This window comes from Mycobacterium sp. IS-2888, from assembly GCF_001954215.1.
GTDB lineage: Bacteria > Actinomycetota > Actinomycetes > Mycobacteriales > Mycobacteriaceae > Mycobacterium.
This window is the reverse complement of sequence record NZ_MBET01000065.1, coordinates 85,527-105,418: the sequence shown is the minus strand read 5'-3', so window position 1 is coordinate 105,418 and position 19,892 is coordinate 85,527. Positions and strand designations below refer to the sequence as shown.

The following is a 19,892-nucleotide window of genomic DNA, read 5'->3' as shown; positions in this document are numbered from 1 at the left end:
TCTATGAGCAAGGGGCAGCGGTGAAACGGCTGAGCGGCTGGGACGCCGTACTTCTGTACAGCGAGACGCCCAACGTGCACATGCACACCATCAAAGCCGCGGTGATCGAGCTGGACCCGGCGAGTCGCAGCCTCGACCTGGAGTCGTTTCGCCGCGTCATCGGCGCCCGGCTGCACAAGCTCGAGCCGTTTTGCTATCAGCTCGTCGAGATCCCGTGGAAGTTTCACCATCCGATGTGGCGCGAGCACTGCGAGGTCGACCTGGAATACCACATCCGGCCCTGGCAACTGCCGGCTCCCGGCGGGCGCCGCGAGTTGGACGAGGCGATCGGGCGGATCGCCAGCACCCCGCTGGACCGCGACCGCCCGCTGTGGGAGATGTACTTCGTCGAGGGCCTGGCCAACAACCGGGTAGCCGTCGTCGGCAAGATCCACCACGCGCTCGCCGACGGTGTCGCCTCGGCCAACCTGCTGGCGCGCGGCATGGACCTGCTGCCCACACCGGAGGGCGGTCCGCCGCAAAACGACCCGGCCCCCACCAAACGCCAGCTGCTGTCGTCGGCGTTCGTCGACCATCTCCGGCAGGCCGGCAAGCTGCCGGCGACATTTCGCTACACCGCGCAGGGCATCGGCCGGGTGCGACGCAGCTCGCGCAAGCTCTCGCCGGAACTGAGCCGACCCTTCGAGCCGCCGCCGACGTTCATGAACCACATGATCACCCCGGAGCGCAGGTTCGCGACCGCGACGCTGGCGCTGGCCGACGTCAAGGAGACCGGCAAGCGGCTCGGCGCGACCATCAACGACATGGTGCTGGCCATGTCGACCGGTGCGCTGCGCACGTTGCTGTTGCGCTACGACGGCAAGGCCGAGCCCCTGCTGGCCTCCGTTCCGGTGAGCTTCGACTTCTCGCCGGAGCGGATCTCCGGAAATCGCTTCAGCGGAATGCTGGTCGCACTCCCGACCGATGCCGACGATCCGCTGGAGCGGGTGCGGTGCAGCCACGAGAACGCGATCTCGGCCAAGGAGGGCCACCAGCTCATGGGCCCGGAGCTGGTCAGCCGTTGGGCGGCGTACATGCCGCCGGTGGGGACGGAAGCCTTCTTCCGGTGGGCGTCCGGCCGGGACGGACAGAACAAGGTGCTCAACCTGAACATCTCGAACGTTCCCGGTCCGCGCGAGCGCGGCCGGGTGGGCGGCGCCCTGGTCACCGAGATCTATTCGGTGGGGCCGTTGACCGCCGGCAGCGGTCTCAACATCACCGTGTGGAGCTACGTCGATCAGATCAACATCTCGGTGCTCACCGACGGTGCCACCGTCAAGGACCCGCACGAGGTGACCGAGGCCATGATCGCGGACTTCATCGAAATACGCCGGGCCGCAGGGCTTTCCGAAGAGCTGACGGTCATCGAGGCCGCGATGGCGCCGGCCTGACGGGCGGTAGTCGAAGCTCCGGGCGCGGCGGCCGTTACCATCGGTCGGACACCAGCGATTCAAAGGAGACTCGCAGCACCGTGAGCGACGAAGCCCCCAATAACGAACCCGAAGTTCTCGTCGAGCAACGGGATCGAATCCTGATCATCACGATTAACCGGCCGAAGGCCAAGAACGCCGTCAACGCCGCCGTCAGCCGCGGGTTGGCCGACGCCATGGATCGGCTCGACGGCGATAACGGCCTGTCGGTGGGGATCCTGACCGGGGCGGGTGGCTCGTTCAGCGCCGGCATGGATCTCAAGGCGTTCGCCCGCGGCGAGAACGTCGTCGTCGAGGGCCGCGGCATGGGCTTCACCGAACGCCCACCGGCCAAGCCGCTCATCGCCGCGGTGGAAGGGTTCGCGTTGGCCGGCGGCACCGAGCTGGCGCTGGCCACCGATCTGATCGTCGCGTCCAGGGACTCGGCGTTCGGCATCCCCGAGGTCAAGCGCGGCCTGGTCGCCGGCGGCGGGGGACTGCTGCGGTTGCCCGAACGCATTCCCTACGCGATCGCGATGGAGCTGGCGCTGACCGGCGATAACCTCTCGGCCGAGCGCGCTCACGAGCTGGGCCTGGTCAACGTCCTGGCCGAGCCGGGCAAGGCGCTGGACGCGGCAATCGAGTTAGCGGAGAAGATCACCGCGAACGGACCGCTCGCGGTGGCCGCCACCAAGCGGATCATCACCGAATCCCGGGGCTGGAGCCGAGACACCATGTTCACTGAGCAGATCAAGATTCTGGCCCCGGTGTTCTCGTCGAACGACGCCAAGGAAGGCGCGATCGCGTTCGCGGAGAAGCGCCCGCCGCGCTGGACCGGAACGTAGGTCCTACGGGTCCGGGTCGGCCAGGTAGCGCTGCACGGTCGGCCCCAGCCAGCCGACCACATCGTCGATCGCGGCCGACGCGATCGGCTCGATTCGCAGCTGGTAGCGCGCGAACGCCAGGCCCGCCAGGTGGCTGGCCACCAGCTCGACGCGCAGCTCGGCGTCGGCCACCCCGAACTCCGCCGCGACCCGCTTCGCGATCGGCCCGGCAAGGCTGTCGTGCAACACCTTTCGCGCCTGGGGGTGGATCGCCGCCGAACGCCACAGCGTCAGGAACGGCTCGAAGACGGCACCCTCCTCCCAGTGCTCGAGGAAGCGGCGCACCAGCCTCGGGCCGATCCGCTCGGTCCCCTCGTCGAGGAGCGCGGCGAGCTGATGTAGCGGGTGCTCGGGTCCGGTCAGCGTGGATGCGGTGAAGAGACCTTCCTTGTTGCCGAAGAAGTAGTAGACCATCGCGACGTCCACGCCGGCGTCGGCGGCGATGGCGCGGACGGTGGCCCCCTCGTATCCCTCGCGCATGAAGCGTTCGCGCGCGGCGTCGAGGATTCGCTGTCGGTTCTGTTGACCGGTCCGCCACCGGCCGGCCCGCCGCGGTTCGACCATGACGTCACAATACTTCAACAACCGTTGATGAATACCGCGCGTCGGCGTACGTTGTTCTTCAACGGAGGTTGAAGTAAAGGAGGTCCGACATGGTGACAACCGCGGGTCGACGCCTTTGGTGGCGACACCTGATGTCCGTCCTGCTCTTCCCGGTCACCGTGACGCTCGTCGTCCCGGCCCTGATCGTGATCCCGGCCGGGGTGCGAACCGCGCACCTCGGCACCGCGCTGACGGTGGTGCTGGTGACCGTCGGCTGCCTGCTGATCGCCGCCGGTCTGGCGCTGATGGTGTGGACGAACGTGCTGTTCGACCGCGTCGGCGAGGGCACGCTCGGGCTGGGCAAGGTGATGGGCGAGCCGGTCCACCTGGTGGTGCGCGGCCCCTACCGGCACGTGCGCAACCCGATGATCACCGGCGTGCTCTGCATCCTGCTCGGGGAGGCGGCCATCACCGCATCCGGCGGGCTGCTGACCTGGTACGCGATCTTCTTCGCTTTCCAGGCCACCGCCATCTGGTTCTGGGAAGAGCCCCATCTCACCGAGCGCTACGGCAGTGAATACGTCGATTACCGGCGCAACGTCCCGCGCTGGATCCCCCGGATCACGGCCTGGACCCCGGGCACATAGAACTGGCGGTTTAGCAAATCGCGAGTGCGGGCACCTCTAGGCATGCCCCCACACCAGGTCCTTCGTTTCCTTGCTCCCGCGTTAGTCGCGGCGGCGGGCGCTACTGCTCCCGTCCTGGCGTCTGCAATCCCCTTCGCCGCCGCCGATCCGTGTCCGGATGCTCAGGTGGTCTTTGCCCGCGGCACCGACGATCCTCCCGGTGTCGGCCCCACCGGCCAGGCCTTCCTCGACTCCCTGCGCCCGCGCGTCGGCACAAGGTCGTTCAACGTATATCCGGTCGACTACCCCGCGACGTATGACTTTACGAACGCGGCCAAGGTCGGAATCAGGGACGCGAGTTCGCATATCGTTTCGATGGCGCACGACTGCCCCAACACCAAGATGGTGCTCGGCGGTTACTCCTCAGGCGCGGCCGTGATGGGCTTCGTCACCTCGGCCGACGTGCCCGCTGGAATCGATCCGGCGAGCGTGCCCAAACCCTTGGACCCCGAGGTGGCCAACCACGTCTCCTCGGTCGTCCTCTACGCACTGCCGAGCGACAAGACGATGCACCTTTTCGGCGCGCCGCCGGTCGTCATCGGCCCGCTTTATCAGGCCAAGACCATCGTGGTGTGCGCTCCCGGCGACCCGATCTGTTCCGACGGGGGGAGTTTCGACGTGCATAAGTCGTATTCGAGCAACGTCCCGGTTATCGACCAGGGCGCGGCCTTCGCGGCCGATCACCTTGCCGCGGCGGGTCCCGGCGGCCCTGCGGCTCCCGGCGGCCCACCGGCTCCCGCCGTCCCGGCGCCTGCGGGTCCCGGCTCGCCCGCGGCCGTTCTCGCGGCTCCGTCCGGTGCAGGCTCCGGCGGTTAACCGCGTTGGCGCCCTGACCGCATCCCGTCCACCCACCCGGCGTCGGTTACACTATGGCCTCAGTTTGTAAAGGGGGTGGGGATCCCCAGAAGGATCGAGGATGAGCATTTCGTTGCTGCTTGAGATGGCCGCGTCGAGCAACCCCGATCGCATTGCCGTCGTCTCCGAGGACGTGCGCCTGACCACGCAGCAGCTCAGCGATCTCGCCGACGGCGGCGCGGGAGTCCTCGCGGAATCCGGCGCCAGGCACGTCGTCTACGTCGGGACCGGCGGCGCGATGCTGCCGCTGCTCATCTTCGCCGCGGCGCGGGCCGGCCTGCCCTTCACCCCACTCAACTACCGGCTTTCGGCCGACGGCATCCAAACGTTGATCGATCGGCTGCCCGATCCGGTGGTGATCGTCGACGAGCGCTACCGGGAGATGCTCGGCGACGCCTCGCGGCGGGTGATGCTCACTGACGACTTCCTGACGGCCGCGCGCGAGGCGGCTGACTTCGAAGCGGCGTTTGCCGACCCCGATTCCGTCGCGATCGTGCTCTTCACGTCGGGCACCACGTCGGCGCCCAAGGCCGTCGAACTCTCGCACAACAACCTGACCAGCTACGTCACCGGCACGGTCGAATTCGAGTCCGCCGCGCCGGACGACGCCGCGCTGATCTGTGTGCCGCCGTATCACATCGCCGGCATCAGCGCCGCCCTGTCAAACCTCTACGCCGGCCGCAAGATGGTCTACCTGCCCAACTTCGACGCCGACGAATGGGTGCGGCTAATCAAGGCCGAAAACGTGACCACCGCGACTGTGGTGCCCACGATGCTGGACCGAATAGTCACGGTGCTGGAAACCGGCGGCCACGACCTGCCGTCGCTGCGCAACCTGGCGTACGGCGGCTCGAAGGTCGGCCTGCCGCTGGTCCGCCGTGCACTCGAACTGTTGCCGCGGGTGGGCTTCGTCAACGCGTACGGCCTGACGGAGACGAGTTCGACGATCGCGGTGCTGACCCCCGACGACCACCGCGAGGCCCAGGCCGCCTCGGCGGCCGGCGTCGCCAAGCGGCTGGGGTCGGTCGGGCGCGCGGTGCCGGGCATCGAGCTGCAGATCCGCGACGAGGACGGCAGGGTGCTGGGGCCGGGCGAGACCGGCGAACTGTTCGTGCGCGGCGAGCAGGTCTCCGGACGCTACACCGGGATCGGCTCGGTGCTCGACGAGAACGGCTGGTTCCCGACGCGCGACATCGCCACCCTCGACGAGGACGGCTACCTGTTCATTGGCGGCCGCAGCGACGACACCATCATCCGCGGCGGCGAGAACATCGCGCCCGCGGAGCTGGAGGAGGTGCTGATCGAGCACCCGCACGTTCGCGACGTCGCGGTGGTCGGCGTCGAGGACCCGCAGTGGGGCCAGGCCATCACCGCGGTGGTGGTGCCGGCGCCCGGCAGCGTCCCGGATCCCGACGATCTGCGCGAGTACGTCCGCAAAACGTTGCGCGGGTCGCGCACCCCCGACCGGGTAGTCTTCCGCGACGGGTTGCCAACCACACCCACGGGCAAGGTGCTTCGCCGAGAGATCGTCGAAGAGCTGCGTGCCGCACCGGCCGAGCAGTGAGCAGAGGAAAAATCATGATCAAGAACGGAACCCGCCTGGCCAGTCAGGTGTGTGACACCCAGGTCATCGTCGTCAGAAGTGCCGACAGCCTTGACGACCTGCGTTGCGGGGGTGTGCCGATGGTGGAGATCGGGGCGGAGCGGTCGGGCGAACTCGACCCGGCGTTCTCCGACGGCACCGTGATGGGCAAGCGCTACGTCGACGAAACCGGCGCGGAGGTGCTGGTGACCAAGCCGGGCGCGGGCAGCCTGAGCGTCGGGCAGACCGCCCTTCAGCTCAAAGAGGTCAAGCCGCTACCGGCCAGCGACTGAGAGTCGGCTACGCGCCGGGAATTCCGTTGCGGCTGACGAATTCCCTTGCCTTGATCAGGAATTCGAGCTGCTCGGCAACCTGGCTCAGCGGTTTCACGCTGCGCGTCGAGCGGGACAGCACGATCGCACCCTCCAGGGCGGCGATCGACATCACCGCCAGCGACGCGGCGTCGTCGTCATTGAAGCCGTCGTTGGCGAACGCGTGGGTCATGGCGGTGCACCAGCGGTCCAGGATGGCGCCGGCCTCGGCGGAAAGCTTCGGTTCGTCGTCGTCCGAGCCGATGGCCGCCGCCACCACCGGGCAGCCTGCGGTGAAGTCACCGTCGGTCAGCAGGCGCTCCCAGTACTCGATGAACTCGCGCAGCAGGGCCTTGGCGCCCCAGCCCGCGGCGTCGTCGATCATGGCGGTGATGGCATCTCCGGAGTACCGCAGCGCCTCCGCCAGAATCTGGTTGCGGCCTTCGGGGAAGTGGTAGTAGACCGAGCCGCGCGGCGCGCCGCTGCGGGCCAGCACTTCGTCGATCGTCACTCCGGCGGCTCCGCGCTCGCGCATCACCTCAGCGGCGCTGATCAGCATCTTCTTCTTGGTGTCGCACCGCTTGGTCGTAGCGGTGCCCCGCATGGGGTCGGTGACAGTCGGCACTGCCGTACCTCCTCCGGCCGGCGTCATGCAGCGTGCGAGTGCCGCGGTACCGGCCAGTGCAGGTTGCGGGGGCTGAACCGGAACGAGCGGCGCTTGAGGTCAGGCATCTCGCGGGTGTACTGATAGCCAGCGACGTTGAGCTCGATAATCCACATGATTTTCTCCCGGCCTAGGTGCGGCCCATGATTATGCTGAGAATCATATAAGACATCGGTCGAGTAAGCAAGTTTTATTCCCTATATAAACCCGACAGCACGGCTAATGGCGTAGGCGAGCCGTGAGTGGCCTACTGTGACGGGAAGGTAACCGTAGCGTTTCTATGCTGTATTGCATAATTTCTCCGCCTGCGCTTCACTGTGACGATGGCGCTACCAAATCTCGACACCGTGTCCCTCGAGCGCGACGGGCACGTCCTGCTGATCGGCCTGAACCGGCCGCATAAACGCAACGCCTTCGACCGGGCGATGCTTGCCGACCTGGCCCGCGCCTACGCGGTGCTGGAATCCGACCCGTCGGTGTGGGCGGGCGTGCTGTTCGCACACGGCGACCACTTCACCGCGGGCCTAGACCTCGTCGACGTCGGCCCGGGCATCGCGGCGGGGCAGAGTCCGGTGCCCGACGACGGCCGGGACCCCTGGCGGCTGGACGGCGCGTGGACCACCCCACTGGTCGCGGTCGCGCAGGGCTGGTGCATGACGCTGGGCATCGAATTGCTGCTCGCGGCCGACATCCGCGTCGCGGCCGCCGGAACGCGATTCACCCAGCTCGAGGTGCGGCGCGGCATCTACCCCTTCGGCGGCGCGACCATCCGGCTGCCCCGCGAGGCGGGGTGGGGCAATGCCATGCGCTGGCTGCTCACCGGCGATGAGTTCGACGCCGCCGAGGCCCACCGCATCGGGTTGGTCCAGGAAGTGGCCGACGATCCGGCGGCGGCGTTGGCCCGGGCGCGCGAGATCGCGCACACCGTCGCCGACCGCGCCGCGCCGCTGGGGGTGCGCGCTACGCTCGCCTCGGCGCACCTGGCCCGCCGCGAAGGGGAGGCGGCGGCCGTCGGTCGGCTACGGTCCGCCGTCGCCGAGCTGTTCGCCAGCGAGGACGCCGCCGAGGGCGTGCAATCGTTCGTCGAAAGGCGGCAGGCCCGGTTCGTCGGCCGCTAGGGCCGCAGCGCCGAACGTGCGGCTAGCCGCACGCTCGGCCCCCAACGTGCGGCTGGCCGCACGCTCGCGGCAAGTGCCTAGCTGTCGAGGGTGTAGCCCATCGGCATCAGCACGCTCTTCTGCTGCGTGAAGTGCTCGACACCTTCCGGCCCGTTCTCCCGGCCGATGCCCGAGTTCTTGTACCCGCCGAACGGGCAACACGGGTCGAACGCGTACCAGTTGATCGCGTAGGTGCCGGTACGAATCTTCTCCGAAATCTCAATGCCCTTGGGGATGTCGGACGTCCACACGCTGCCCGCCAGGCCGTACACCGAGTCGTTGGCAATCTTGATCGCGTCCTCCTCGGTGTCGTAGGGAACGATGGACAGCACCGGCCCGAAGATCTCCTCCTGGGCGATCGTCATCTTGTTGTCGACGTCGGCGAAGACCGTGGGCTGCACGAAGAAACCCTTGTCCAGTCCCTCGGGCCGGCCGCCGCCGCACACCAGCCGCGCGCCCTCCTCGATGCCCTTGGCGATGTAGCCCTCGACGCGGGCGCGCTGCTTCTCCGAGATCAGCGACCCGATCTGGGCGGCCGGGTCGGACGGCGTGCCGACCGGCAACGCTTGCACGAAAGTGCTTACCGCATCGACGATTTCGTCGTAGCGCGACCGTGGTGCCAGGATGCGGGTCTGCGCGACGCAGGCCTGCCCGGTGTTCATGATCCCGGAGAACACCAGCATCGGGATTGCCGCGGCCAGGTCGACGTCCTCAAGGACGATGGCCGCCGACTTGCCGCCGAGCTCCAGGGTGCACGGTTTGAGCGCCTCGGCGGCGCGGCGGCCGATTTCCTTGCCGACCCCCGAACTGCCGGTGAAGGTGAACAAGTCGATATCGGGATTGGACGTCAGTGCTTGCCCGGTCTCGATGCCGCCCGGCACCACGGACAGCACCCCCTCGGGCAGGCCGGCTTCGGCGAACACCTCCGCCAAAGCATTTGTGCTCAAAGGGGTTTCGGCTGCGGGCTTGAGCACCACGGTGCAGCCGGCCAGCAGCGCCGGGCCCAGCTTGTTGACGGCGAGGAACAGCGGGACATTCCATGCCACGATCGCGCCCACAACGCCGATGGGCTCACGGTGGACGATGCTCTGCCCATAGCCTCCGGTGCGGATCTCTTTCCACTTGACCTGATCGACGGCGGGTCCGGCGAAGAAGTTCAAGGCGCCGATCGAGCTCATCCAGTGCATCGTCTCGACGGTGGTCGGCGGTTGGCCGGTCTCGTCGCCGAGCAGCTTGGTGAATTGGTCCTTACGCTCCTCCATCAGCTTGAGCGCGCCCGCGATGACGGCCGCGCGCTCCTTCGGTGGCGTGGTGGGCCACGGGCCGTTGTCGAATGCCGCGCGGGCCGCGGCCACCGCGGCGTCGACATCGGCCGCCGCCGCCAGCGGCACCTTCCCGACGTATTCGCCGGTGGCCGGGCAGTGCACCTCGATGACTTGGTCGGTCGACGGCTCGGTCCACTTGCCGCCGATGAAAAGCTTGTCGTACTCGGTCTTGATGTCGGTCATTCCGCCGCTCCTCCTCATCGCTCCGTCCCCCGCAAGCGGGAGGTGCCCCCACCGCATCGTCGCCGGCGGGCATGGGCGCCACCCTACCCAAGCCGACGCAAAACGAGAACATGTTCCATTATCGAGGTACGAGCACCAGCACGAGATTGCTCACCAGGAACTCGCGCAGCACCGGCACCCGCGTCATCCACCAGGCCCATCGGGGGTGGTAGCGGGGGAATGCGGCGACCGCCGCGCCGGTACTGGCCGCCCACGTCAGCCCGTCGGCGGCGGACACCGCGAACAACGACGACCCGTAGTCGTTTTTGGCCGGATGGCCGTGTTTGCGCGCATAGCGGGCGGCGGCGCGCTGCCCGCCCAGGTAGTGGCTCAGGCCCATCTCGTGCCCACCGAACGGGCCGAGCCAGACGGTGTAGGACAGCACCGCCAGCCCGCCCGGCTTGGTCACCCGCAGCATCTCGGCGCCGAGCTGCCATGGTCGCGGCACGTGCTCGGCGACATTGGACGACAGGCAGATGTCCACCGAGTCGTCGGCGAACGGCAGCGCCAGGCCCGACGCCCGGACGAAGGTGTCCGCCGGGTGCCCGCCGAAAGCCGGTCCCGCCGCGTGCATCTCGCGTTCGTCGGGTTCCACGCCGACGTAGCGAACACCGGCGTCGCCGAATGCGGCCGCGAAATATCCCGGCCCGCCGCCGACGTCGAGCAGCGTGCGCCCCACCGGAGGTTCGCCGCGGACGCCCAGCCACAGGTCGCCCACCATTGCCGCGGTGTCGGCCGCGAGCGCGCCATAGAAGCGCGCCGGATCGGACTGCTCGTAGCGGAATTCCGACAGCAGCCGCACCGAGCGGGCCAGGGTTGCGCGCCGCGCGAAAACGTCGGTGACGGCCACCGCCATACCCTACGCAGCGTCGTCGCCAGGCTAGGCTGACCGGTAATGTCTGCCCTCCGCTCCGTGCTGCTGCTGTGTTGGCGCGACACCGGCCACCCGCAGGGCGGCGGCAGCGAGGCCTACCTGCAGCGCATCGGCGCGCAGCTGGCCGCCCAGGGAACAGCCGTCACACTCCGCACCGCCCGCTATCCGGGTGCGCCGCGGCACGAGGTTGTCGACGGGGTGCGGATCAGCCGCGCGGGTGGCCGCTACTCGGTGTATGTGTGGGCGCTACTGGCCATGGCGCTGGCCCGGCTCGGGCTCGGTCCGCTCCGCCGGGTGCGGCCCGACGTGGTCGTCGATACCCAGAACGGCTTGCCGTTCCTGGCCCGGCTGCTCTACGGCCGCAGGGTGGTGGTGTTGGTGCACCACTGCCATCGCGAGCAGTGGCCGGTGGCCGGGCCGCTGCTCGGCCGGCTCGGCTGGTTCGTCGAGTCGACGTTGTCGCCCAGGGTGAACCGCAGCAACCAGTACGTGACGGTGTCGCTGCCGTCGGCCCGCGATCTGGTCGCCCTGGGGGTCGACAACGAGCGCATCGCGGTGGTGCGCAACGGTCTCGACGAGGCCCCGCCGCTGTCGTTGTCCGGGCCCCGCGCGGACGCGCCGCGCGTCGTGGTGCTGTCGCGGCTGGTGCCGCACAAGCAGATCGAGGACGCGCTGGACGTCGTCGCGGCCCTGCGACCGCGGGTCCCGGGCCTGCATCTCGACATCCTCGGCGACGGCTGGTGGCGGGAGCGACTGGTCGACCACGCGCACGCGCTCGGCCTTTCCGGCGCGGTGACCTTCCACGGCCACGTCGACGACGTGACCAAACACCATGTGCTGCAACGCTCCTGGGTGCACGTGCTGCCGTCGCGCAAGGAGGGCTGGGGCCTGGCGGTGGTCGAGGCGGCCCAGCACCGGGTGCCCACCATCGGCTACCGATCCTCCGGCGGGCTGTCCGACTCAATCGTCGACGGCGTGACCGGGGTGTTGGTGGACACTCGGGCCGAGCTGGTGGACCGGCTCGAGCGGCTGCTCTGCGATCCCGTGCTGCGTGACCAGCTTGGCGCCAAGGCGCAAACGCGCAGCGGCGAATTCTCCTGGACGCAAAGCGCCGATGCGATGCGCACCGTGCTCGAAGCGGTGCGCGCCGGCGAGTTCGTCAGCGGCGTCGTCTGACCGGGCGGACCCCGGCGCCGGCGGCGCCGATGATCAGCAACGCCAGCCACCCCAGATGCGCGATCGCCGTCGCCCGGCGGCGCCCGGCGGACACACCGGCGGTGTCGCCGCCGATCCGATACAGGGCGAGTTCGTCGTTGCGGAAATCCGGTGTCAGCGCGCCGAGGGTGCGGGCGGACGCACCCATGTCACCGGCGCTGTCCGATTCGACGACCAACCACCCGACGCCGGCCGCGGCCAACGCGGCGCGATCCGGCCCCGCCAGCAGCAACTCCTGCACCGCCCGGGCGCGGTTGCCCTCCCCGGGAACCGTCACCCCGGAGATGGCCAGGTCCCCGGTCATCAGCACGTCGGCGCGCACCCAGCGGGGCAGCGGATCGAGCACCGGCGCCGGGCCGGACCAGGGGAAGCGGCGCATGGTGCCGGCGGGCAGTACGGCGACGGTCCGTGGGTCGGCGTTGATCGCCGACGCGACCGCGGCCCAGCCGGACGGGTAGCGCACCGGCTCGACCCTTCCCCACACGCCCCAAACCAGGTCGGGCAGCGCCAGGATCAGCGCGAGGCAACAGACCAGCGCCGTCTGCGCCGGCCGCAGCCACCGGCGCAGCGTCAGCACCGAGCCCGCACCCGCCAACGCGTATCCGGGCAGCGCCAGCGCCACCCACTTCTGCCCGTCGCGCAGCACCCCGAACCCCGGCGCGGCCTCAACCACCGCGCGCAGCGCGTGCAGGCCGGGACCGGTCGCCAGCGCGGCCGGCACCAGCACCGACACCGCCGCCAGCACCAGCAGCGGCGCGACCGCCCGCCGGCGCGCCACCGCCGGCAGCCCGGCCACGACGATCCCCAGCAACACCAGGGCCGAGGACACCGCGAAAAGCGTTGTCCGCGAAGCGGGTACGGCTTCGCCATTCCAGATCCCGCCCAGGCTGGCCAGGCTGAAGAGTGTGCCGAGACCGGGCTCGGCACGTGGCGCGAACGCGCTGACCCCGAGCGCATTCTGCGCGCTCAACGACGGGCCCAGCGCGGCCGCGGTCAGCCACGGCAGCGCGGCCACCACCGCAACACCCAAAGTCGCTGCGGCGCAGACCCACCGCGGCCAGCCGGGACCGGGCGCGGCCACGCAGACCAGCCCGACCGTCGCGGCCAACATCAATCCGGTGGGCGTCAGCCCGGCCAACGCGACCCAGAAAATCAAACCGAAGGCGGCACGCCCCGCGAAGCGAAGCCGCAGCATCGCCGTCGCAACCCAGGGCAGGCAGCCGTAGCCGACCAGCAGGCTCCAGTGGCCTTGCAAAAGCCGTTCGGCGACATAGGGATTCCAGATCGCCAGCGTGATCGCGACGAACTGGCCGGCCGCGCCCGCGTCGGGCAGTGCGGTCTCAACGAGCCGGGCCGCACCCCATCCCGCGAGCCACAGCCCGGCGACGAGCAGCGCCTTTACCACCACGCCGCCGTCGACCACGTGCGAGGCCAGCGCCACCGCAAAATCTTGCGGCGTCGCCCGCGGCGCCGCCGTCAAACCCAGCGCGCCGTCGGACAGGTAGGACCGCGGCGTCGATACCGCGTCGCGCAGCAGCAGGTATCCGGGCTTCAGCAGCGGCCCGGCCACCAGGAGCGCCAAGGCGAGCGCGTACCCCGGCCGGGTCCAACGCACGTCGGGAAGTTAGGCCCGTTCGGGCGGACCGCCCGGCGGTTCCGGCGGCCCGGCATCGGGTGGCTCTTCCGATGCCGGAGGGTCCGATCCCGGCTCCGCCGCGTCCGGGCGCGCGGCGGGACGCTGGGTGGGCAGCTTCTCGGTCTCGGCCTCGGCGCCGGGCACCGGTTCCTCCAGCCCGGTGCGGCCGAAGAAGTCCTGATCGGCGCGGTCCAGGCCGGGATCGGTCAGCGCGCTTTCGGTTCGCAGGCTGAACGAGGCCAGCAATCCGCCGCCGATCAGCGAGATCAAACCGACCGCGGTGAAGGTGATGGGCAGCACCCGCGACCACAGGGCCAGCCGGTCGCGTTCGTCGCGGGCCGCATTGACCTGGGCTTCGACGGTGTCTTCAGTCGAGGTGACGCGGTAGTCGGCCAGCGTCACCTCGGGCTTCAGCGGATCACGCGCGAAGTAGTGGTTGGCGTGCTCGGTCTGCTTGACGATGGTGCCCGATACGGGGTCCACCCAGAAGGTCCGCTGCGCCGCGTAGTAGCGCGTCATGGTGACCTGCTCGGCGGGATCGCCGCCCACCCCCCACATCGCCGCGGACGTGGTGACCTTGCCGTCCTCGTCGCCGGCGTACAGCGACGGGTACTTCACCGGAGCCGTCAGCTTGCCATCCGGGTTGTAGCCGACGTTCTGCGTGAAGCGGTAGGTGGTCAGGCCGTTGACGTCTTCCTGGCTTTCGTAGTTGACGTCGAAGGCCTTCTGCGCGATCGGGTCGAAGTAGGGGTAGGTCTTCTTCTCGGTGTGGAACGGGAACCGGTAGGACAGCCCGTCGTGGCGCAGCGGGATCGCGGTGGGGGGGTTCTCGTCGCTGAAGGAGCGCGGCTTCTGCACCGAGCCGCCGGTGTGGGTGTCGTCCGAGACGGCCAGCGCGGTCCTGCGGTTGAGGGTGACGGTGTCGACGATCGCCAGCAGCAGTCCGCTGTCCTTTTGCTTGTCGGTGCGCCGAACCGACGTGCCGACCTGCAGGGTGACCACGTCGGCGTTGGCGGGGGATTCGACGCTGACCTGCTGCTGGGACACCAGCGGCACGTTCTGGTTGACGACGAGGTGATCGCTCGACAAGGACGCGGAGTCGAGCGCGGTGCCGTTGCCGTCGCTGATCAAGGTGGTGTCGAGATTGAGCGGGACCTTGGTGATCCTGCTGCTGGTGTAGGTCGACAGCAGCAGGGCGGCGATCAGCAGGGCGGCTCCGAGTCCAATGATTCCGCATGCGGCGAACCGCAACATGACTGCTCGGTTCACGTTGCTGTGTCCTCCTAGTGGTCCTCAAAGTTCTCAGACTCTTCGGCCGCCCCCTCTGGCCTGACCAAGCAGCGGCAAACCCGTTTGACCCTAACAGCAGAATTTAAGGTCTCGGCTTACGAACCTAGCGACAGGCAGACTGTCAACGTGAACGATGACCAGCAGGTGGGCGGCGTCCGCAGCTTCCTGCCCGCCGTGGAGGGGATGCGCGCGTGCGCGGCCATGGGTGTGGTCGTCACGCACGTCGCCTTTCAGACGGGCCATTCGAGCGGTGTCACCGGCAGGTTGTTCGGTCGCTTCGACCTGGCGGTGGCGGTGTTCTTCGCCTTGTCGGGGTTCCTGCTGTGGCGTGGCCACGCGGCGGCCGCACGGGATCGGGGATCGCGCCCGCGCACGGGCCACTACCTGCGATCGAGGGTGGTCCGCATCATGCCGGCCTATCTCGTCGCGGTGGTCGTCATCCTGTGCCTGCTGCCCGACTCCGATCACGCCAGCCCGACGGTGTGGCTGGCGAACCTGACGCTCACCCAGATCTACGTGCCGCTCACCCTGACCGGCGGCCTGACCCAGATGTGGAGCCTCTCGGTCGAGGTCGGTTTCTATCTGGCGTTGCCGGTCCTCGCGCTGCTGGCCCGCCGCATCCCGGTCGGCGCCCGGATACCGGTGATCGCCGCGTTCGGCGTGCTCAGCTGGGCCTGGGGCTGGGTGCCGTTCGCGCATGCCGGCTCCGGTATCAATCCGCTGAACTGGCCGCCGGCGTTCTTCTCGTGGTTCGCCGCGGGCATGCTGCTGGCGGAATTGGTCTATAGCGGGGTCGGGTTGGCGCATCGGCTGGCACGACGCCGCGTGCTGATGGCCGTGATCGCCGCGCTGGCGTACCTGGTCGCGGCCTCCCCGCTGGCCGGCCCCGAGGGGTTGATTCCGGGCACCGCCACGCAGTTCGCGGTGAAGACGGCGGCGGGTTCCCTCGTCGCTTTCGCACTGGTCGCGCCGTTGGTGCTGGACCGGCCCGATACGCCGCACCGGGTGCTGGGCACCACCGCCATGGTCACGCTGGGGCGCTGGTCCTACGGGCTTTTCATCTGGCACCTGGCCGCATTGGCCATGGTGTTCCCCGTGATCGGGACCTTCCCGTTCACCGGGCGAATGGTCGAGGTGTTGGCGTTGACGCTGATCTTCGGTTGGGCGATCGCCGCCGTCAGCTACGGGCTGGTCGAGTCGCCCTGCCGGGAAGCGTTGCGGCGCTGGGAGAAACGCGAGAAGCCTGCGGACGCCAGGGTCATAGACGCTGAGGCGGACGCAATCGCGCCATGATCTCGGCGCGGACGGCCGACCGCCGCGCCTTGCCCGCATCGTCGCGCAGCGGGGAGCCGACGAATTCCACGGTATGCGGCACCTTGTACGACGAAATGCGTTCGCGCAGAAAGTCTTTCACGGATGCTTCGTCCAGCGCCGACCCGTCGGCGGTGTGCACCAGGGCATATGGCACCTGACCCAGGTCGCCGGCGTTCGGGTCGGGAACGCCGACGACCAGGCAGGACAACACATCCGGGTGCGCCGACAGGGCGTTCTCGATCTCGGCGGGGTAGACGTTGCGGCCGCCCACGGTGAACATGTCGACGCGGCGGTCCGATAGGTAGAGGTATCCGTCCTCGTCGAAGTAGCCGAGGTCGCCCAGCGAGTCCCAGCCGTCGCGCGACTTCGCCGTCACGCCGATGTAGCGGTAGGTCGGCGCGCTGCCCGGGCTGGGCCGCATATAGATCTCGCCGACCACCCCCGGCGGGCAGGGGTTGCCGTCGTCGTCGAGCACCTTCATCTCCCCGGCGACCACCACCCCGACCGAGCCGCGGTGGGTCAGCCATTGGTCGCCGGAGATGAACGTCAAAGCCTGTAATTCGGTGCCGCCGTAGAGTTCCCAGACGGCTTCGGGGCCCAGCAACTCGATCCACGCCTGCTTGACGGCCGGCGGGCACGGCGCGCCCATGTGCCAGAACCGCCGGATCGACGACAGGTCATAGGAGCCGGGGTCGGCGTGGTAGACAGGCAGGGCCCGCTGCATGATCGTCGGCACCACCGTCAGGAACGTGACGCGATGATCGGCGATCAGCCGGAGGAACCCATGCGGGTCGAACCGGCTCATCAACACCAGGTGGTGGCCCATCAGTAAGCCGATCGTCGCGGTGGTGAAGCCGGTGTTGTGGGACAGCGGGATCGGCACCAGGGTGGTGTCGCCCTCCTGCGCGCCGAGCGGATACCCGATGGCCGGCGGAATCCGGCTGTCGCCGCCGGATTCAATGAGCTTGGGCCGCCCGGTGCTGCCGCCCGAGCCCATCGCTTTCCACACCGGCGAGACCGCCTCCGGCAACGCGGCGTCGGACAAAGCCGGGTTGGGGGCGAAACCGGTTGGCACGCTTGGGATGCCGGCGCGCTCGCGGCCCACGAGCAATGCGGGCGGGCGCAGGTCCAGCAGGCCCGCCAGCTCGGCGTCCGGCAGCCGCGCGGACAGCGGCTGGGGCACCGCGCCCAGCTTCCAGCACGCCACCGCCGCCTGGATCCACTCGATCGAGTTGGGCAGCACCATCGTCACGTAGTCGCCGACGCCGACGCCGCGCTCTGCGTAGGCGCGGGCCAGCCGGTTCGTCGAGCGGTCGAGCTCGGCGCGGGTGATGGTCAGCCCGTCGCACGTGACCGCGGGCTCGTCGGGAGCGAGTTCGGCCAGCGCCGATATCTGCGAACCGATCGGGGGGACCGGCTCGGTCATTTAGTACGCGCCCTGTCGCTCGAAGATGCGGCGCGGGTTGTCGACCAGCATGGTGTGCAGCTGTTCGTCGGTAACGCCGCGCTCCTTGAGCGCGGGGATCACGTCGTTGTGGATGTGCAGGTAGTGCCAGTTGGGCGCGGCCACCGGCAACAGCTCCTCCGGGATCGCGTCGAAGTAGCAGTTGGCGTCGTGGGACAGCACCATCTTGTCGGCGTGACCGCGCTCGCACATCTGGGCCACCGTGTTCACCCGGTCCTCGAACGGCAGGAACACGTCGATGCCGAATCGGTCCATCCCGATGTAGGAGCCGGCGCCGATCAGCTCCTCGAGGTAGTCGAGGTCGGTGGTGTCGCCGGAGTGGCCGATCACCACCCGGCTCAGGTCGACGCCCTCCTCTTCGAAGATGCGTTGCTGCTCGAGCCCGCGCCGCATCCCGGCGTGGGTGTGCGTGGAGATCGGCACGCCGGTGCGCCGGTGGGCCTGCGCGACGGCGCGCAGCACGCGCTCCACGCCCGGGGTCACTCCGGGCTCGTCGGTGGCGCATTTGAGGATCCCGGCCTTGATGCCGGTGTCGGCGATGCCCTCCTCGATGTCGCGGACAAACATGTCGGTCATGATTTCCGGGCCGTCCATCGGCGTACCCGGCCCCACGTAGTGGAAGCGGAACGGGACGTCGTTGTAGGTGTAAAGCCCGGTCGCCACAACGATATTCAGGTCGGTCGCGGCCGCGACGCGCGCGATGCGCGGGATGTAGCGGCCCAGCCCGATGACGGTGAGGTCGACGATGGTGTCCACCCCGCGGGCCTTGAGCTCGTTGAGCCGGTCGATGGCGTCGGCCACCCGCTTGTCCTCGTCACCCCAGGCCTCCGGATAGTTCTGGGCGATCTCGGTGGTCATGATGAACACGTGCTCGTGCATGAGCGTCACGCCGATATCGGCCGTATCGATGGGGCCGCGCGCGGTATTGAGTTCTGACACGTGACTGATGCTAGGGCGTGGCGAACGACTGTGGTAAGTGGTTTGGCGCGACTCAGGGCTCAAGGTCGGTGGCCGCGCGGTACGAGCCGTCCATGTAGAACGGCGTCGAGTCGTGTCGGTGCGTGATGAGCCACGACCCGTCGACGCGGCGCAGACCGAAGGTCGAGCGGATCCACAACGTGATCAATTGATCCTGACCAACGGGCGTCATCCTCATCTGGGTGAGGGTGTGCGCTAAGGCAAGGTCGCCGTCTTGGCTCACGACCGGGTCGCGGAAGGTGATCTGGACCGGACCATCGAATCCCGCGAACCAGGCGCGAATACCGTCGACGGTGCCGTACGGCGTGCCGGGGCCCTGCTGAAGTGGCGGCGCGAGCGAATACGCCACCAGATCGTCGGCATAGAGCGCGAACAGGCCGTCCGCGTCATGCGCCGCATGCGCGGCCGCGAACTTGTCGAGGACGGCGTGAACTTCGGTTCCAGCGTGGCTGATCTTCATGGTGTGATCCCTTCTCCGTGGGCACCACGACGGGCGCCTTTAACCGGATGTCGAAGCTGGCTCGCCAGTTTCGACACGGGAGCGCAATACTTGGTCCTCGTCGGCAGCAAATGACACTGAAATGTCGCTGAGTTGAGCACAAATCATCGTCAACCCGGGGATGGGTCGATGCCCGGGCATCGCCAACATCACCCGGCGAAAGGTCGGAAAAATCAGCCCGTCGACCTCGCGGTGGCGGCAGGTGAAATGCGCGGCCTTCAGCGGGATCGGCAACAGCCGGGCGAGCAACCGCGCTTCGGCGAACACGTCGGGTAAGTAGTCGTGGCGGCGTATCAGCCCACGATCATCGATGTAGAAGGTCTCGCGGTGGCAATGCGAGTCAAATCCTTGTGGGTATTCGACCTCGAGCCGACGCCAGATCTCGTTGTCGCCTCGCCAGTCCTCGCCGCGTCGCACCTGAAATCCTGGCTGCGTCATGCGGTAGGGATGTGACATGTAATTGGACATCGCATACCCGACGAAATAGGCCGAATCGATGACGTCCCACGAGCGGATGCGGCGGAACGCGCCGAGGCCGCCAAACCCACGGCGGGCTTGGGTGCGCCGCTCGATTGCCTCGCCGTGCGCCTCCACCAGCACCTCGTCGTGGGAGAAGATGCAGGTGAGCTCGGGGCTCGGGAAGCCATGCATCACATTGCGAAGGCCGTGAATATCCACCTGCTGGTGGTAGTGGTAGTCCTCGAGTGGCCGACCCGGGAACTTCCACGTCGGCAACAACCCACGCACCTGTACGTGTGAGCTGACAGTTTGAGCCTTGGCCCAGCGCGCGGCTCCGCCATGGGCCTCCACCACCTCCGACAGCAGAGCAGCGCCTCGAGTCGCTGCGAGGTCTGACTTCATCGTTGGATCCCTTCTCCCGGGCTCCAGGAAGCGGAGCCTTTAAAGGGGTGACGAAACCGGCGAGCCAGTTTCGACACAGGAGC

At 68.6% G+C, this 19,892-nt stretch carries 20 protein-coding genes and 1 pseudogene; 9 read left to right on the top strand and 12 right to left on the bottom strand.

Features of this window, described 5'->3' with window-relative positions:
- Positions 1-20: 20 nt before the first annotated feature.
- Both A5745_RS11375 and A5745_RS11370 read left to right on the top strand, forming a co-directional pair.
- The gene (locus A5745_RS11375; RefSeq protein ID WP_076058218.1) at positions 21-1,430 is read left to right on the top strand and encodes a wax ester/triacylglycerol synthase family O-acyltransferase; all 1,410 of its coding nucleotides are present in this window, start codon (positions 21-23) and stop codon (positions 1,428-1,430) included.
- A gap of 80 nt (positions 1,431-1,510) precedes the next feature.
- Positions 1,511-2,293: a crotonase/enoyl-CoA hydratase family protein gene (locus A5745_RS11370; RefSeq protein WP_076058220.1), complete on the top strand. Its 783-nt coding sequence runs from the start codon at positions 1,511-1,513 to the stop codon at positions 2,291-2,293.
- Between the two features lie 3 nt (positions 2,294-2,296).
- On the opposite strand, the gene A5745_RS11365 is transcribed toward A5745_RS11370, so the two are convergent.
- The gene (locus A5745_RS11365) at positions 2,297-2,896 is read right to left on the bottom strand and encodes a TetR family transcriptional regulator (RefSeq protein ID WP_076058222.1); all 600 of its coding nucleotides are present in this window, start codon (positions 2,894-2,896) and stop codon (positions 2,297-2,299) included.
- An 89-nt stretch (positions 2,897-2,985) separates the two neighbouring features.
- On the opposite strand from A5745_RS11365, the gene A5745_RS11360 reads away from it, so the two are divergent.
- The 4 genes from A5745_RS11360 (at position 2,986) to A5745_RS11345 (ending at position 6,291) form a co-directional block, all read left to right on the top strand.
- Positions 2,986-3,522 carry an isoprenylcysteine carboxylmethyltransferase family protein gene (locus A5745_RS11360; RefSeq protein WP_076116089.1) on the top strand — a complete coding sequence of 179 codons (537 nt, stop codon included), beginning with the start codon at positions 2,986-2,988 and terminating at the stop codon, positions 3,520-3,522.
- A gap of 42 nt (positions 3,523-3,564) precedes the next feature.
- Positions 3,565-4,377, top strand: a complete 813-nt coding sequence (locus A5745_RS11355) for a cutinase family protein (protein ID WP_076116088.1) — start codon at positions 3,565-3,567, stop codon at positions 4,375-4,377.
- Between the two features lie 100 nt (positions 4,378-4,477).
- Positions 4,478-5,980 (top strand): class I adenylate-forming enzyme family protein, encoded by a 1,503-nt coding sequence (locus tag A5745_RS11350; RefSeq protein WP_076116087.1) that lies wholly within the window; start codon positions 4,478-4,480, stop codon positions 5,978-5,980.
- A 14-nt stretch (positions 5,981-5,994) separates the two neighbouring features.
- Entirely contained in the window at positions 5,995-6,291 is a 297-nt protein-coding gene (locus A5745_RS11345) for a hypothetical protein (protein ID WP_076058230.1), read from the top strand.
- A gap of 7 nt (positions 6,292-6,298) precedes the next feature.
- On the opposite strand, the gene A5745_RS11340 is transcribed toward A5745_RS11345, so the two are convergent.
- Both A5745_RS11340 and A5745_RS25190 read right to left on the bottom strand, forming a co-directional pair.
- Positions 6,299-6,913 carry a TetR/AcrR family transcriptional regulator gene (locus tag A5745_RS11340; protein ID WP_254848549.1) on the bottom strand — a complete coding sequence of 205 codons (615 nt, stop codon included), beginning with the start codon at positions 6,911-6,913 and terminating at the stop codon, positions 6,299-6,301.
- Positions 6,914-6,957: 44 nt separating this feature from the next.
- Positions 6,958-7,089, bottom strand: coding sequence for a hypothetical protein (locus A5745_RS25190; protein WP_255376708.1), 132 nt, complete (start codon positions 7,087-7,089; stop codon positions 6,958-6,960).
- A gap of 207 nt (positions 7,090-7,296) precedes the next feature.
- Between A5745_RS25190 and A5745_RS11335 the strand changes: the two genes are divergently transcribed.
- Positions 7,297-8,091 (top strand): crotonase/enoyl-CoA hydratase family protein, encoded by a 795-nt coding sequence (locus A5745_RS11335; protein WP_170874410.1) that lies wholly within the window; start codon positions 7,297-7,299, stop codon positions 8,089-8,091.
- Positions 8,092-8,168: 77 nt separating this feature from the next.
- Here the strand turns inward: A5745_RS11335 and A5745_RS11330 are convergent, their stop codons facing one another.
- The 3 genes and pseudogenes from A5745_RS11330 to A5745_RS11325 form a co-directional block, all read right to left on the bottom strand.
- Positions 8,169-9,638, bottom strand: coding sequence for an aldehyde dehydrogenase (locus A5745_RS11330; protein ID WP_076058233.1), 1,470 nt, complete (start codon positions 9,636-9,638; stop codon positions 8,169-8,171).
- A 1-nt stretch (position 9,639) separates the two neighbouring features.
- A pseudogene (locus tag A5745_RS24340) lies at positions 9,640-9,714 on the bottom strand (16S rRNA (guanine(966)-N(2))-methyltransferase RsmD); the annotation flags it as partial.
- Between the two features lie 42 nt (positions 9,715-9,756).
- On the bottom strand, positions 9,757-10,527 hold the full coding sequence (locus tag A5745_RS11325; RefSeq protein WP_076116096.1) for a class I SAM-dependent methyltransferase: 771 nt from the start codon (positions 10,525-10,527) through the stop codon (positions 9,757-9,759).
- 45 nt (positions 10,528-10,572) lie between these two features.
- Here A5745_RS11325 and A5745_RS11320 point away from each other — a divergent pair, with 45 nt between their 5' ends.
- Positions 10,573-11,727, top strand: a complete 1,155-nt coding sequence (locus A5745_RS11320; protein WP_076058235.1) for a glycosyltransferase family 4 protein — start codon at positions 10,573-10,575, stop codon at positions 11,725-11,727.
- Here A5745_RS11320 and A5745_RS11315 read toward each other — a convergent pair.
- Positions 11,711-13,381 carry a hypothetical protein gene (locus A5745_RS11315; RefSeq protein WP_076116086.1) on the bottom strand — a complete coding sequence of 557 codons (1,671 nt, stop codon included), beginning with the start codon at positions 13,379-13,381 and terminating at the stop codon, positions 11,711-11,713. The genes A5745_RS11320 and A5745_RS11315 overlap by 17 nt on opposite strands.
- A 9-nt stretch (positions 13,382-13,390) precedes the next feature.
- The gene (locus A5745_RS11310; protein WP_076058239.1) at positions 13,391-14,671 is read right to left on the bottom strand and encodes a DUF3068 domain-containing protein; all 1,281 of its coding nucleotides are present in this window, start codon (positions 14,669-14,671) and stop codon (positions 13,391-13,393) included.
- Positions 14,672-14,875: 204 nt separating this feature from the next.
- On the opposite strand from A5745_RS11310, the gene A5745_RS11305 reads away from it, so the two are divergent.
- Positions 14,876-15,985: an acyltransferase family protein gene (locus A5745_RS11305; RefSeq protein ID WP_371336913.1), complete on the top strand. Its 1,110-nt coding sequence runs from the start codon at positions 14,876-14,878 to the stop codon at positions 15,983-15,985.
- Here A5745_RS11305 and A5745_RS11300 read toward each other — a convergent pair.
- The 4 genes from A5745_RS11300 to A5745_RS11285 are packed head-to-tail and all read right to left on the bottom strand — an operon-like array spanning position 15,951 to position 19,809.
- Complete coding sequence (locus A5745_RS11300; RefSeq protein ID WP_076116084.1) at positions 15,951-17,432, bottom strand: AMP-binding protein; 1,482 nt, start codon at positions 17,430-17,432, stop codon at positions 15,951-15,953. The two genes, A5745_RS11305 and A5745_RS11300, sit on opposite strands and share 35 nt — an antisense overlap.
- Entirely contained in the window at positions 17,433-18,410 is a 978-nt protein-coding gene (locus A5745_RS11295) for a phosphotriesterase-related protein (RefSeq protein WP_076058245.1), read from the bottom strand.
- Positions 18,411-18,462: 52 nt separating this feature from the next.
- Positions 18,463-18,909, bottom strand: coding sequence for a nuclear transport factor 2 family protein (locus A5745_RS11290; RefSeq protein WP_076116083.1), 447 nt, complete (start codon positions 18,907-18,909; stop codon positions 18,463-18,465).
- Between the two features lie 39 nt (positions 18,910-18,948).
- Positions 18,949-19,809 (bottom strand): hypothetical protein, encoded by an 861-nt coding sequence (locus tag A5745_RS11285; protein ID WP_139329551.1) that lies wholly within the window; start codon positions 19,807-19,809, stop codon positions 18,949-18,951.
- Between the last annotated feature and the right edge of the window lie 83 nt (positions 19,810-19,892).